Source organism: Arthrobacter sp. B0316-1-20 (genome assembly GCF_059091865.1).
Map to the genome: position 1 here is coordinate 329,694 of NZ_JBNHHC010000002.1, position 12,795 is coordinate 342,488.

14 protein-coding genes are annotated in these 12,795 nt (G+C 66.1%); 7 read left to right on the top strand and 7 right to left on the bottom strand.

The window, feature by feature from the left end; genetic code table 11:
* Positions 1-24: 24 nt before the first annotated feature.
* Positions 25-1,032, top strand: a complete 1,008-nt coding sequence (gene holA, locus AC5RW2_RS04475; RefSeq protein ID WP_493939101.1) for a DNA polymerase III subunit delta — start codon at positions 25-27, stop codon at positions 1,030-1,032.
* A gap of 8 nt (positions 1,033-1,040) precedes the next feature.
* On the opposite strand, the gene AC5RW2_RS04480 is transcribed toward holA, so the two are convergent.
* From AC5RW2_RS04480 to AC5RW2_RS04490, 3 genes are all read right to left on the bottom strand, one after another.
* A complete protein-coding gene (locus AC5RW2_RS04480; protein ID WP_494073702.1) occupies positions 1,041-1,499 on the bottom strand; it encodes a hypothetical protein in 459 nt (152 codons plus the stop codon).
* A gap of 114 nt (positions 1,500-1,613) precedes the next feature.
* Positions 1,614-1,874: a 30S ribosomal protein S20 gene (gene rpsT, locus AC5RW2_RS04485; protein ID WP_493950541.1), complete on the bottom strand. Its 261-nt coding sequence runs from the start codon at positions 1,872-1,874 to the stop codon at positions 1,614-1,616.
* A gap of 193 nt (positions 1,875-2,067) precedes the next feature.
* Positions 2,068-2,691 carry a type II toxin-antitoxin system PemK/MazF family toxin gene (locus AC5RW2_RS04490; RefSeq protein ID WP_493962104.1) on the bottom strand — a complete coding sequence of 208 codons (624 nt, stop codon included), beginning with the start codon at positions 2,689-2,691 and terminating at the stop codon, positions 2,068-2,070.
* A gap of 186 nt (positions 2,692-2,877) precedes the next feature.
* Here AC5RW2_RS04490 and lepA point away from each other — a divergent pair, with 186 nt between their 5' ends.
* Positions 2,878-4,731 (top strand): translation elongation factor 4, encoded by a 1,854-nt coding sequence (gene lepA / locus AC5RW2_RS04495; RefSeq protein WP_493939097.1) that lies wholly within the window; start codon positions 2,878-2,880, stop codon positions 4,729-4,731.
* A gap of 44 nt (positions 4,732-4,775) precedes the next feature.
* Positions 4,776-6,005: a radical SAM family heme chaperone HemW gene (gene hemW / locus AC5RW2_RS04500; protein WP_493962103.1), complete on the top strand. Its 1,230-nt coding sequence runs from the start codon at positions 4,776-4,778 to the stop codon at positions 6,003-6,005.
* Between the two features lie 102 nt (positions 6,006-6,107).
* Here hemW and AC5RW2_RS04505 read toward each other — a convergent pair whose 3' ends face one another.
* On the bottom strand, positions 6,108-7,205 hold the full coding sequence (locus AC5RW2_RS04505; protein ID WP_493962102.1) for a sodium:calcium antiporter: 1,098 nt from the start codon (positions 7,203-7,205) through the stop codon (positions 6,108-6,110).
* A 66-nt stretch (positions 7,206-7,271) separates the two neighbouring features.
* Entirely contained in the window at positions 7,272-7,841 is a 570-nt protein-coding gene (locus AC5RW2_RS04510) for a TetR/AcrR family transcriptional regulator (protein WP_493962101.1), read from the bottom strand.
* Positions 7,842-7,895: 54 nt separating this feature from the next.
* Here AC5RW2_RS04510 and AC5RW2_RS04515 point away from each other — a divergent pair, with 54 nt between their 5' ends.
* Together AC5RW2_RS04515 and AC5RW2_RS04520 are read left to right on the top strand one after the other, a co-directional pair.
* Positions 7,896-8,402 (top strand): DUF4188 domain-containing protein, encoded by a 507-nt coding sequence (locus AC5RW2_RS04515; RefSeq protein WP_494073703.1) that lies wholly within the window; start codon positions 7,896-7,898, stop codon positions 8,400-8,402.
* Between the two features lie 213 nt (positions 8,403-8,615).
* Positions 8,616-8,993 (top strand): DUF1622 domain-containing protein, encoded by a 378-nt coding sequence (locus AC5RW2_RS04520; protein ID WP_493962099.1) that lies wholly within the window; start codon positions 8,616-8,618, stop codon positions 8,991-8,993.
* A 60-nt stretch (positions 8,994-9,053) separates the two neighbouring features.
* On the opposite strand, the gene AC5RW2_RS04525 is transcribed toward AC5RW2_RS04520, so the two are convergent.
* Both AC5RW2_RS04525 and AC5RW2_RS04530 read right to left on the bottom strand, forming a co-directional pair.
* Positions 9,054-9,476, bottom strand: coding sequence for a DUF4870 domain-containing protein (locus AC5RW2_RS04525; protein ID WP_493962098.1), 423 nt, complete (start codon positions 9,474-9,476; stop codon positions 9,054-9,056).
* A gap of 108 nt (positions 9,477-9,584) precedes the next feature.
* Positions 9,585-10,427 carry a DUF3097 family protein gene (locus AC5RW2_RS04530; protein ID WP_493950534.1) on the bottom strand — a complete coding sequence of 281 codons (843 nt, stop codon included), beginning with the start codon at positions 10,425-10,427 and terminating at the stop codon, positions 9,585-9,587.
* Positions 10,428-10,575: 148 nt separating this feature from the next.
* On the opposite strand from AC5RW2_RS04530, the gene hrcA reads away from it, so the two are divergent.
* Both hrcA and dnaJ read left to right on the top strand, forming a co-directional pair.
* Positions 10,576-11,595 carry a heat-inducible transcriptional repressor HrcA gene (gene hrcA, locus AC5RW2_RS04535; RefSeq protein WP_493962097.1) on the top strand — a complete coding sequence of 340 codons (1,020 nt, stop codon included), beginning with the start codon at positions 10,576-10,578 and terminating at the stop codon, positions 11,593-11,595.
* 67 nt (positions 11,596-11,662) lie between these two features.
* Positions 11,663-12,793 carry a molecular chaperone DnaJ gene (gene dnaJ / locus AC5RW2_RS04540; RefSeq protein ID WP_493950532.1) on the top strand — a complete coding sequence of 377 codons (1,131 nt, stop codon included), beginning with the start codon at positions 11,663-11,665 and terminating at the stop codon, positions 12,791-12,793.
* Positions 12,794-12,795: the final 2 nt, after the last annotated feature.

The window sequence follows — 12,795 nt, forward strand, 5'->3', positions numbered from 1 at the left end:
GACCTGAACAAGGAGGAACCTGACGTGAACCCGCCCCCCGGATCCCGCGCTTCAGCCGCCAAGAAAAGCGCCGCGACTGTCTCTTGGCGCGACGTCGAGCCTGCCCCCGTTGTGCTCGTCAGCGGTCCGGAAGAGTACTTGGCCCACCGAGCCAAGGAACGTGTCCGCAACCTGCTGCGAGCCAAGCAGCCGGACCTCGAACTGACCCAGTTGGATGCCTCCTCCTACACCACCGGCGAACTCACCATGCTGGCCAGCCCCAGCCTCTTCGGCGAAGCGAAACTCATTGAAGCGTCGTCGCTGGCTCAGATGAATGATGAGTTCCTCGCCGACACGCTTGCTTATCTGGCGTCACCGGCCGACGAGGTCTGGCTCGTCCTGCACCACGGCGGCGGTACCCGCGGCAAGAAACTGCTGGACGCGGTCAAGGCCTCGGGCGCCCCCGTGGTTGACTGCCAGGCCATGAAAAAGGATGCCGACAAGCTGGACTTCGTCCGGCAGGAGTTCAAGGCCGCGCGGCGGGCCATCGAACCTGCCGCCGCCCAGGCGCTGGTCTCAGCGGTCGGGTCGTCGCTGCCCGACCTGGCGGCCGCCTGCTCGCAACTGATTTCCGACGCCGACAGTGCTGTCACCGAAGAGACGGTGGAAAAGTACTACGGCGGCCGGGTGGAAGCCACCGGTTTCAAGGTCGCTGACGCCGCCATTTCCGGCCGCGGAGCCGCCGCGCTGACGTCTCTGCGGCACGCGTTGGCTACTGGCGTGGATCCGGTGCCCATCGTTGCCGTCCTGGCCATGAAGCTGCGCCAGATTGCCAAGGTCAAAAGCGCCTCAGCCAACGCACGGGACCTGGGCATGGCCCCTTGGCAGTTCGACCAGGCACGCAGGGACGCACGGCTGTGGGAATCGGAGGCGCTGGCACGCTGCATCCAGGTGCTGGCCGAGACCGACGCCATGGTCAAGGGCGAAGGCCGCGATCCGGAATACGCGGTGGAGCGGGCGGTCACGCTGATCGCTACCAGCGCCCACCGCTAGCCCTGGGGTCAATACCCTGTTCCCTCGGGGACAGGGGAACTTGCCGGCTCGGCATTGACGCGTGCGACGCACTTTAATCCAGCGCCGGCGCCGGAATGGAAAGTGGCCAGGGCAACATCGGTGGACGTGCCCGGCTTGAGTGTGTACGTGGCTTCTTTCATCCCGAGGACCTGGCCACCGTCGCTCCGGATCACCGAAAATCTGACGGTGTAGGTGTTGGTAGTGGTCCCCACATTGGTGAGACGCGCCTTCCCCCGCCAGACGCCGTCGTCGTTCGCGCCACATAAGAACCCGCTCAACGCGCTGGGCTGGGTCGCCGCGGGTGAGGGTGCTGGTGCGGTTCCGCTATTGCCGCCCGAAGTGCCGGAGCAACCTGCCAGCATGACGGCTGCTGTCGAGGCTCCGGCAAGGAACAGTGCCCGCTTCATGCGCTTCAGGATAGAGGCGGAGAGGATGGTGAGGATCACCCAAACAGGGTGAACTGCTCCCGCCCGGCTCCTCACGCAAAGGCCGGAGGCCGCCACCCTGAGCGGATGGCGGCCTCCGGCCTTGGTTTGGTTCGGCCTGTCGGCCGGACGCGCTTAGAGCGCGTTGACCTGCTTGGCCAGAGCCGACTTGTGGTTGGCGGCGTTGTTCTTGTGCAGCACACCCTTGCTGACGGCCTTGTCCAGCTTGCGGCTCGCGGCAACCAGAGCGGTCTTGGCGGCGTCCTGATCGGCGGACTGAACGGCACCGGTCACGGCGCGGATGGCGGTCTTGAGCTCGGACTTGACCGAGATGTTGCGCTGGCGTGCCTTCTCGTTGGTGAGAATGCGCTTTTTCTGGGACTTGATATTGGCCACGAATTAACTCTCTGTTGTTGAGGAACTTTGGTCTTTGAGGGCATTCGGTCCGGTCATTGACTGAGCGGCGTGGGGCACCGTAATGGCAACCGGCCCGAGGTGCCCGTCGACCTGCGCGGACACACAGCTATAAATGTTAGCAGATCCGCACTCCGGAGGGGCGAACAGCGCTTCGCCGACACGCCGGCCGCTGTCAGTTCCAGCCGCGACGGCGCATGCCCTGGGCGACCTTCTCGAAGGCGGCCCGTGGGAGCACTGCTCCTTCGCGGCGCACAGCCTCGGGATCTAGTTGGAGAACACGGTCCAACTTGATCTCGCTCGGGCGGCCACGGACGTCCCAGGCGCCGGAGCCGATGTCCACGTAATCCTCGTCGCGGTAGCTGGCGTTGTTTCGGTCCCGGGAGGTCATCATGAGTGCCAGCAGGCGGCCGCGGTGGTTGCCGATGACCAGGACGGGGCGGTCCTTTCCGCGTGAATAGTCTTCCTGGTAGGGCACCCACGTCCAGACGATTTCCCCCGGATCGGGGGAACCGTCGGCCACGGGGGAGTAGCTGATAGTCCCTGCGCCACGGTAGTCGCCGGCATACCGTGAGCCGGCATTGGCACCGGTTGTGCCGGCGCCCGTGGTTCTGCCGCCACCTCTGCCGCCAACTGCGCCGCCACCTGTGCCGCCGCCGAAGCCGCCGCCGCGGGGATGAGGCCGGTGGTCGGCAGCAGTGCCGCGCGTCCGCGCTGTGCTGCCGGAACCGGACAAGGCCCGGATGGCCCGGACAGCGTTGCTCAGGAGCCGGTTGAGCCCCGGTGGGGAAAATGCCATGGCCCTAGGCTACTGACGGAGCCTGCCGCATGTCATCGCGGACCACCACTGCCGTAGAGGACCACCATTGCAGGAAAGGTGCGCGGATACCGGACGGGCGTGGGACACTTATAGTTGAGCAAAATCTGCGTGCTGGTGGTACCGGCCGCATTGCCAGTCAGCTTGTCCGAGAGTAAGGAACCATCTGTGTCACCGATGGCCCGCACCGCACCGGTGCCCGCCGCCACCGATCCGGCGATCATCAGGAACTTCTGCATCATCGCCCACATCGACCACGGTAAATCCACTCTTGCCGACCGGATGCTCCAGCTCACCGGCGTTGTCCAGCCGCGCGATATGAAGGCCCAGTACCTGGACCGGATGGACATCGAACGCGAACGCGGCATCACTATCAAGTCCCAAGCGGTGCGCATGCCGTGGGAACTCGACGGCGCCAGCTACGCCCTGAACATGATCGACACCCCGGGCCACGTGGACTTCACCTATGAAGTGTCGCGGTCACTGGCAGCCTGCGAAGGTGCGGTCCTGTTGGTTGATGCCGCGCAGGGGATCGAAGCCCAGACCCTGGCGAACCTCTACCTGGCGATGGAAAACGACCTCACCATCATCCCGGTGCTGAACAAGATCGACCTGCCGGCCGCTCAGCCGGAAAAGTATGCCGCGGAGCTGGCCAACCTGATCGGCGGCGATCCCGAGGACGTGCTCAAGGTTTCGGGCAAGACCGGCGTCGGCGTCGAAGCGCTGCTGGACAAAATTGTGCGCGATCTGCCCTCCCCTGTCGGCGACCCGGACGCCCCGGCCCGCGCCATGATCTTCGACTCGGTCTACGACACCTACCGCGGTGTGGTCACGTATGTGCGCGTGGTCGACGGCAAGCTGGCGCCGCGCGAACGCATCCAGATGATGTCCACCAGGGCCAGCCACGAACTGCTCGAAATCGGCGTCAGCTCGCCGGAGCCCACGCCGTCCAACGGCTTGGGCGTCGGCGAGGTCGGCTACCTGATCACCGGCGTGAAGGACGTCCGCCAGTCCAAGGTGGGCGACACCGTCACCAACCTGGCCAAACCGGCGGCGGAGTCCCTGGGCGGCTACGCAGACCCCAAGCCCATGGTCTTCTCCGGGCTCTACCCAATAGACGGCACGGACTACCCGGTGCTGCGCGACGCACTGGACAAACTCAAGCTCAACGACGCGGCACTGATCTACGAGCCGGAGACCTCCGCGGCGCTCGGCTTCGGCTTCCGCGTCGGCTTCCTGGGCCTGCTGCACTTGGAAATCACCCGCGAGCGGCTCGAGGCCGAGTTCAACCTGGACCTGATCTCCACCGCCCCCAACGTGGTCTACGAGGTCACGCTCGAGGACAAGAAGGTCCTCACGGTCACCAACCCGAGCGAATATCCGGACGGGAAGGTCTCCGAGGTCCGCGAGCCGATGGTCTCCGCGACCATCCTGGCGCCCAACGAGTTCGTCGGCACCATCATGGAGCTCTGTCAGTCCCGCCGCGGCGAGATGAAGGGGATGGACTACCTCTCCGAGGACCGCGTGGAGCTGCGCTACCGGCTGCCGCTGGCCGAGATTGTCTTCGACTTCTTCGACAACCTGAAGTCTCGCACCCGCGGCTACGCCTCGCTGGATTGGAAGGCCGACGGCGATCAAGTGGCCGATCTGGTCAAGGTCGACATCCTGTTGCAGGGCGAACAGGTGGACGCGTTCAGTGCCATCACGCACCGCGACAAGGCCTACAGCTACGGCGTGATGATGACCTCCAAGCTGCGCGAGCTCATTCCGCGTCAGCAGTTCGAGGTGCCCATCCAGGCCGCCATCGGTTCCCGGATCATCGCCCGCGAAAACATCCGCGCCATCCGCAAGGACGTGCTCGCCAAGTGCTACGGCGGCGACATCTCCCGTAAGCGCAAGCTGTTGGAGAAGCAGAAGGAAGGCAAGAAGCGGATGAAGATGGTCGGCCGCGTGGAGGTGCCGCAGGAGGCCTTCATTGCCGCGCTGTCGTCGGACGACTCCAAGGACAAGGCAAAGAAGTAGTTCTGCAGTGCCTGTAAATACAACGACGGCGGAGGCTCGCCTCAGTGCCTAGTGTCCTGCCCCTAGGCGACCCGGCCCCGGCCGACGGCCTGCTGCCCGCGCAGTCGGCGGATGGTGCGGCGGACCGGGCCTTCTGCCTGTATGTGCACATTCCGTTCTGCCGGGTGCGCTGCGGTTACTGCGATTTCAACACCTACACGGCCAAGGAACTCGGTTCCGGGGCCTCGCAGGATGAGTACTCGGGCACCCTGAACACCGAACTGGAGCTGGCGGCGCGGGTACTGCGCGGTTCCGGCCTGCCCGACCGTCCGCTGGCCACCGTGTTTTTTGGCGGCGGCACACCCACTTTGTTGCCGGCGACTGACCTGGCAGGCATGTTGCGCCAGGCCGAACGCTTGTGGGGGCTGGAGCCGGGCGCCGAGGTCACCACGGAAGCCAACCCGGACTCGGTCACGCCGGAATCGCTGAAGATCCTGGCCGATGCAGGTTTCACCCGCGTGTCCTTCGGCATGCAGTCGGCCGTGCCGCATGTGCTGAAGGTCCTCGACCGTACCCATGACCCGGAACGGGTGCCGCAGGCGGTGCAGTGGGCCCGCGAAGCCGGGCTCAAGGTCAGCCTGGACCTGATCTACGGCACGCCGGGGGAGTCCATCGCGGACTGGGAGGCCAGCCTTGACTCCGCGATCGCCTGCGCGCCGGACCATATCTCCGCCTACGCCCTGATCGTCGAGGACGGCACCAAGCTCGCGGCGCAGATCCGACGCGGCGAGGTGCCCGGCATCGACGATGACGACCACGCCGCAAAGTATGAGATTGCCGATGCACGGCTGGCCGCAGCCGGATTCGGCTGGTACGAGGTGAGCAATTGGGCCCGCACGCCGGACGACCGCTGCCGGCATAACCTGGCCTACTGGCGCGGCGATGATTGGTGGGGTGCCGGTCCGGGTGCCCACTCGCACATGGGCGGCGTGCGCTGGTGGAACGTGAAGCATCCGGCGGCCTACGCCCAGCGCCTGGCCACCGGTGTCTCGCCGGCAGCCGGACGTGAAACGCTGGATCCGGGTACCCGGCAGTTAGAGCACGTCATGCTGCAGACGCGCATTATCGACGGGCTGCGCACCAAGGATCTGGGCCCGAACGGCAGGAAAGCCGTAGCGGGACTGATCGCCGATGCCCTCGTCGACCCGGCCGCGGCCTTCGCCGGGACCATTCGGCTCACGCTCAAAGGACGGCTGCTGGCCGATGCCGTGGTCCGCCGGCTGCTCGAGGACTAAGCTAGCTAGCTTCCGAGCACCCGTTCACGACCTCTCTCCATCTGGGGGGCCACGACGCCTGGTCGACTCGGTGATGGGCCGCGGATCGGGATCTGACTCCGGCTAGGATGCGGCGACGGCGAAGAGCCCGCCGATTCCTGCCAGGTAGAAGATGAGGACGACGAACGAGTCGACTCCCATCCCGGCTATTCGTCTCCTGGGGCGGAATATCAAGCCGACGATGTAGACGAGCGAAAGCAGCGTAGCCAGGGCGGTGAGGTAGATGTCGCTCGCGTTCGCTGTCGGGAGGACTGCGTGGCCGGAGATGAGTGTGGCGACCAGGAAGAGGACCGGCAGGAAGGCGTTGCCGCCGAAGATGTCGCTCATGGCCAGGTTGTCGTCGCCTTGTTTGATCGCCTGTAGGCCCGTGGAAATCTCGGGCATCGCGGTCGCGAGCGCGAGGATGGTGGCTCCGAAGAGGACTCCGGACAGACCTACCTGCTGCGCCGCGGCCTCGCCGCTGCGTTCAAGCGCGACGCCGGCGACCAGCGTGGCAAGGGCGGACCCAAGAAAAACCAGCACAATTTTCGCCGTACTCATGCTCTTGTGCGGGTGTTCCGGCTGGTGGCGCCGGCGTCCAGCGGTATGCCGGGAGGCGTCAGGGGGTCGACCGCTTTCCTGCCACGGCAGCCGTTTACCAGCGGCCTGTACCAGCAGGAGGCCGACGATCCACAGAGCGGCGATCAGCACCACATCGGGGGTCAACCGGGCGACTATCAGGTTGGCGGGCAGTTGGCTGCCGGCCATGACCACCGCGAGGACAGCAACGACGACGACGGCTTCGAGGACGAGTACGAGCGAAGCAGCACGGTAGGTGAGCGGCTTCACGTCCGGGCCGCGCTTACCGAAGACATCCAGAATGACCAGGACGACCGTCTGGAGCGCGATTCCGCCAAGGATGTTGCCGACCGCAACGTCGAGGCTGCCAGCAAGGGACGCGCTCACGGTAATGGCGATTTCCGGCAGATTGGTGGCAACGGCGAGAACTATCAGCCCGCCAAAGGCGCTCCCGAGGTGAAACCGGGCGTCGATCACATCGGTCGTCCGCGACAAATGGACCCCGGCCACCCACACCACCGCGGCAGCAGCGAGGAAGATAACCAAAAGCAACCAGAACGGCAACGAGTCCATGCGCCATTCAACTCCAGCCAAAAACGTCACGCCAATGCTCCGCCGGCAGCGCAGAAGCGGGAGCCACGAAGCCGCCGTAGGCTGCGTGAGGCGTCCCTAGCCGCCCAATGAGCGGCTGATCTGCCGGAGGGCCGCATCATAGGCCCCGTCCCAGCTCCAGCCTGCCGCCGGTGCGCCGGCCAGTTCCAGTGACACTAAGCCGTGGACTTGGCCCCAGACGACGCCGACCGTTGAGGCGATCTCCTGCTCCGACGCCCCGGGCAGCGCGGCGGCGACGGCGGCAAACAACGGCGCGATCGAAGGCTCAGCCGCTCCCGGCGTCGGCTGGCACGGCACCTGGCTGGCCAGTGAGCCGCCGAACATGAGTCCGTAGAGGACCGGATGCTCCAGCGCCCAGCGTCGGTAGGCCCGGCCCAGCGCTTCGAGGCCGGCCGCGGCCGCCTGTTGCTGGGAGGCGGCAAAGGAGGCGAAGCCGTCGTCGAGCACCGCGGTCAGCAGTTCCGCCTTGCCGCCGAAGAGTGAATACACCGCCGTCGTGGACGTCCCTGCTGCCGCTGCGATGCTGCGCAGCGATACGGCGGCAGCGCCGTCGCGGGCGATCAGGGAGGCTGCGGTGTCGAGCAGCCTGCTGCGCAGTGTCTCATCATGGAGCACGGGTCTTGCCATGGCTCCAGTATTGCATAACACTGTTCTGTAACACTGTTATGAATGGAGAAGCTCATGTCGGAACAAGTGCACACGGGACGATTCACAGCCGATCCCGGGGGTGGTCCGGTCACGGTCTTCCTGATCGGAATGCGCGCCAACCGGTGGTGGAAGTTTGGGAAGGTGGCGCGGATCGGTTCGGCCATGCCCAGGATGCTGGCGCACCTGGCCAAGACGCCGGAGGCCGGGCTGCTGGGGTACCAGCAATGGTTTGGCCGCACCACCATCATGGTCAGCTACTGGAGGAGTCCCGAGCATTTGCAGCGGTTCGCGGCCGACCGGTCGGCGCCGCATTTGGAGCCTTGGCGCCGGTTCATGCGCGAATCGGCCGGCAGCGGCGACGTCGGGGTGTGGCACGAGACCTACGAAACCCTGCCGGGCGGCAGGGAGAGCGTGTACAGCGACATGCCGGTCTTCGGTCTGGCGGCGGCCACCGGCCACGTGCCGGTGGCCGCGGGACTGAACACCGCCCGCCAGCGGCTGGCGGCCAACGCGTCAGGGCGGCCCCAGTGCCAGCCGTGACTGCCGGTCCTGCCTGCGGGTCTTCGCCCATTGCGCCCCTTCGTCCCTAGGCGGACAATGAGCCCGAGCACGCGGTGAAGCTATCCGACCCAGGCGGTGACGTGGCGAACGTAAGCACCCAGCCATAGGCGTCGGGGTCTTTGCACAGAACGTTGCCGCCCTCCCGCTCAAGGGGGGCCGGTGCGTGAGGAGCCGTAAAGGTCAGGTGAGGCCATGGGGTTTGCGGACGTAGTAGAGATAGCCGGCCGTCTCATCGACGCGGCGGGCATTGCCGCCATTGTGACCGGAGCGGTATTAGCTGCTCTGCTTGCCGTCCCGCGGCTGGTGCGGAGGCAGGCCGGAGTCTATGGGCAATTCCGCCGGTTTCTGGGGCGGTCGATCCTGCTCGGTTTGGAACTGTTGGTTGCCGCCGACATCATCCGGACCGTTGCCGTCAGCCCGACGCTGGAAAGCGTGGCGGTGCTGGCCGCAATCGTGCTCATCCGCACGTTCCTCAGCTGGTCGCTGGAGCTGGAAATCACCGGCAGATGGCCTTGGCAAGGCAGGGCCGACCCGGTTCCCGATGTGCCTGCCGGGGCGACGGGGGAGTGAGGGCGGGATCGTTGGGGGCGAGGAACGGCAGGACCAGCAGCGTCCTATAACGCCGCAGGGTTAGCGGAACAAGCGCAGGTTGTACGCGTAGCGGTACGGAACACCGCGGTTGCATTTGATGCCGGCGATCACGGAATAGACCGTGAGGAAGACCCAAATGGCGGCGGCGATGACGGCAAAGATGCCGCTGACGGCGGGAATGACGATCAGCAGGTTCGCCACGATGGCCACCACGGTGGGCGGGACGGTGAAGTTCAGTGCCTCTTTGGATTCCTGGGCGGTGAACGGTCCGCGGTCCTTGAAGATCAGGTAGATCACCAGCGACGGGAAGCAGCCCAGGATCCCGCCGAAGTGTGCCATGGTTGCCCACTGACGGTCCTCGGAAGGGGTAAGCGGCAAGGCGGAAGCCGACGCGCTCTGGTACTGCGGGCGCGGAGCGGATTTGCGTTCCGGCTGCTGGTTGCGAGCAGAGTTCTCGGACACTGGACCTACCTTCGGAAAATCTGCTGATGGCTCACTGCTGTTCCTAGCCTAGCGGTTCCACCTTGTGGCCCGGTGCATACCGCGGCCGCGGTGGACGCTGGAAACAGCTCAGACTGTGAGGAAATCGATGACTTCCTCCACCCGGCCCAACAGGCTGGGCTCCAGGTCCGCGTAGCTGTTGACGCTGCCCAGCAGCCGCTTCCAGCCGTCGGCCACGTCGATCTGCGTCCGGTGCGGCCAGCCGAGACCCGCGAGGATGCCGGTCTTCCAGTCCGTGCCGCGCGGAACCACCGGCCACTGCGCCCGGCCGATCACCGACGGCTTGATCGCCTGCCACACGTCAACGTAGGGGTGGCCCACAATCAGTACGTTACCGGCGGCCGCGGGGACGGCCATGGCGGCCTCGGCAATCCGCCACTCCTTGGAATGGGGCACCAGATGGTCCACCAGAATCCCCAGCCTGCGCTGCGGGCCGGGGGAGAAGTCCGCCACTGCCGCGGCCAGGTCATCCACGCCATGCAAGGGTTCGACGACGATGCCCTCCACCCGCAGGTCGTCGCCCCACACCTTTTCCACCAGTTCGGCATCGTGCTTGCCTTCAACCCAGATCCGGCTGGCCCGCGCCACCCTGGCTCGTTGTCCCTCCACTTTCACCGAGCCGGAGGCCGTCCGCTGGCGGACCGGAGCCTTCGCGGCCGGTGCAGGAGGTACTACGTTCACCGGCTCGCCCTCTAGCAGAAAGCCGAACCCCAGCGGGAACGAGCGCACCTTGCCCCGGCGGTCCTCCAGCGAGACCAGATGCACGCCGCCGGACTTCTCCACCCGGACCACGGCGCCGACCCAGCCGCTCTGTGCGTCCTCCAGCACCAGTTCCGGCTCCGCGGCGACTTCGCGCAGCGCCCGGGCCTTGGGAGCGGTGAGATCCTGGGGGCCCCAGCCGTAGCTGCTCATATGCTTCAAGTCCTTACACGGGTAGTACGTCTACGGCAGCGCCGCGAAGACAATGCTAACAACGCGGGCAACGTATTAGACTTAGCACTTGGACGTGTTGAGTGCTAACAACCCGTCGTCAGCTTGAGCCGAAGACAGGAGGAGTGCAGTGAGCGAGGTCCGGAGGCTGGAAGTGCTCCGCGCCATTGTCGAGGACTATGTGCATTCACGGGAGCCGGTGGGCTCCAAGGCACTGGTCGACCGGCACAGCCTGGGCGTATCGTCAGCGACGATCCGCAACGACATGGCGGCGCTGGAGGAAGACGGGCTGATCGTCGCCCCACACACCAGTGCCGGCAGGATTCCCACGGACAAGGGCTACCGACTGTTCGTGGACCGCATCTCGGACGTCAAGCCGCTCTCTGCCCCCGAGCGCCGGGCCATCCAGAAACTGCTGGACGGTGCCGACGACCTGGACGACGTGATGGAACGCACGGTGCGGCTGCTCTCCCAGCTGACCAACCAGGTGGCGGTAATCCAGTATCCGCAGTTGGGTGCTGCCAAGGTGCGGCACATCGAGTTCGTCCTGCTGGCTCCCCGTCGGGTGCTGGTGGTGCTGATTGCGGACAACGGCAAAGTGGACCAGCATGTGGCCATGCTGCCGGGGGACGTGGCGGAGGATGCACTGGCCACCCTGCGCACCGCCTTCCTGGCCGCCCTGTCGGGGAAATCGCTTGCCGGAGTGCCCCAGCGGCTGAAGACCTCCCCGGTGCCGGCTGACCCCGCGCACGCGGGGATCGTTGAAGAACTGTCCGCAGCGCTGGCTCAGCTTGCCGCGGCCACCAGCGAGGAGCGGATTCTGATGGCCGGAACGGCCAACCTGGCCCGTTCCACCGTGGACTTCCCGTTGAGCATCGGCCCCATCCTCGAGGCGCTCGAAGAACAGGTGGTCCTGCTGCAGCTGCTCTCCGAAATGCACCAGGACGCCCACGGCATGTCGGTAAGCATCGGCCGTGAGAATCCGTACGGCTCCTTGGCGGAAACCTCTGTGGTTGCCACCGGCTATGGTCCGGGCGCCACCGCCAAGGTCGGCATTCTCGGCCCCACCCGGATGGACTATCCCACCACGATGGCGGCAGTGCGCGCTGTCGCACGCTATTTGTCACGGATACTCGCCGGCCAGCCCTAGGCCGCGCAATGTCCGCACCGGCCGTCGTCGCCGGTGAACCGATCTCCAGGAAGTGAAGTATTACAAGGTGAGCAACCACTACGACGCCCTCGGTGTCAGCCAGGACGCCTCGACCGAGGAAATCAAGAAGGCCTACCGCAAGCTGGCCCGCAAACTGCATCCGGACGTGAACCCCGGCCCGGAAGCAGCCGAGCAGTTCAAGCAGGTCAGCCACGCCTACGAGGTGCTCTCAGACCCGCAGAAGCGCCGCGTCTACGACACCACGGGCAACGAAAACGGCAATGACACCGGGTTCGGCGGCGGATTCTCCGGGTCTGGCTTCGCCTTCCAGGACATCTTCGAGAGTTTCTTCGGTGGCCCCGGAGCCGGCGGCGGTCCGGCCTCGCGTACCCGCCGCGGCCAGGACGCACTGATCAACGTGCGGATCGACCTCAAGGACGCAGTCTTCGGGGTAAATAAGAAGATCGAGGTGGACACCGCGGTCGTCTGCCCCACCTGCGACGGAAGCTGCTGCCGCCCCGGCACCAGCCCGCGTACCTGCGACATCTGCGGTGGCTCCGGCCAGGTCCAGCGGGCCGTGCGGTCCATCCTCGGCCAGGTTATGACGACGGCGGCCTGCGGCAGCTGCCAAGGGTTCGGCACGATCATCCCCGACCCCTGCAACGAGTGCAACGGCGAGGGGCGCATTCGCAGCCGCCGTTCACTGACCATCAAGCTTCCGGCCGGCGTGGGAACCGGAACGCGGATCCAGTTGGCCGGCCAGGGCGAGGCAGGCCCGGCGGGCGGCCCGCAGGGCGACCTCTACGTGGAAATCCGCGTCAACCCGGACAAGAACTTCATCCGCGAGGGCGACGACCTGCACGTCACCCTGGCAGTGCCGATGACCGCGGCTGCGCTGGGCACCGACGTCACGCTGGACACTTTCGACGGCGAACGCGAACTGAGCATCAAGCCTGGCACGCAGGCGGGGGAGACCCTCACGCTGCGCGGTCTGGGCGTGACGCATTTGCGCGGCTACGGGCGCGGCGACCTGCAGGTGCATGTGCACGTGGAGACACCCAGCAAGCTGGACTCGGAACAGGAAGACCTGCTTCGCAGGCTGGCGCAGGCCCGCGGCGAGGAATACACCGAGGGCAAGCTGGCATCGTCCGGCACCGGCGTTTTCGCCCGGCTGCGCGACCGGCTCGGTAACCTCTAGGC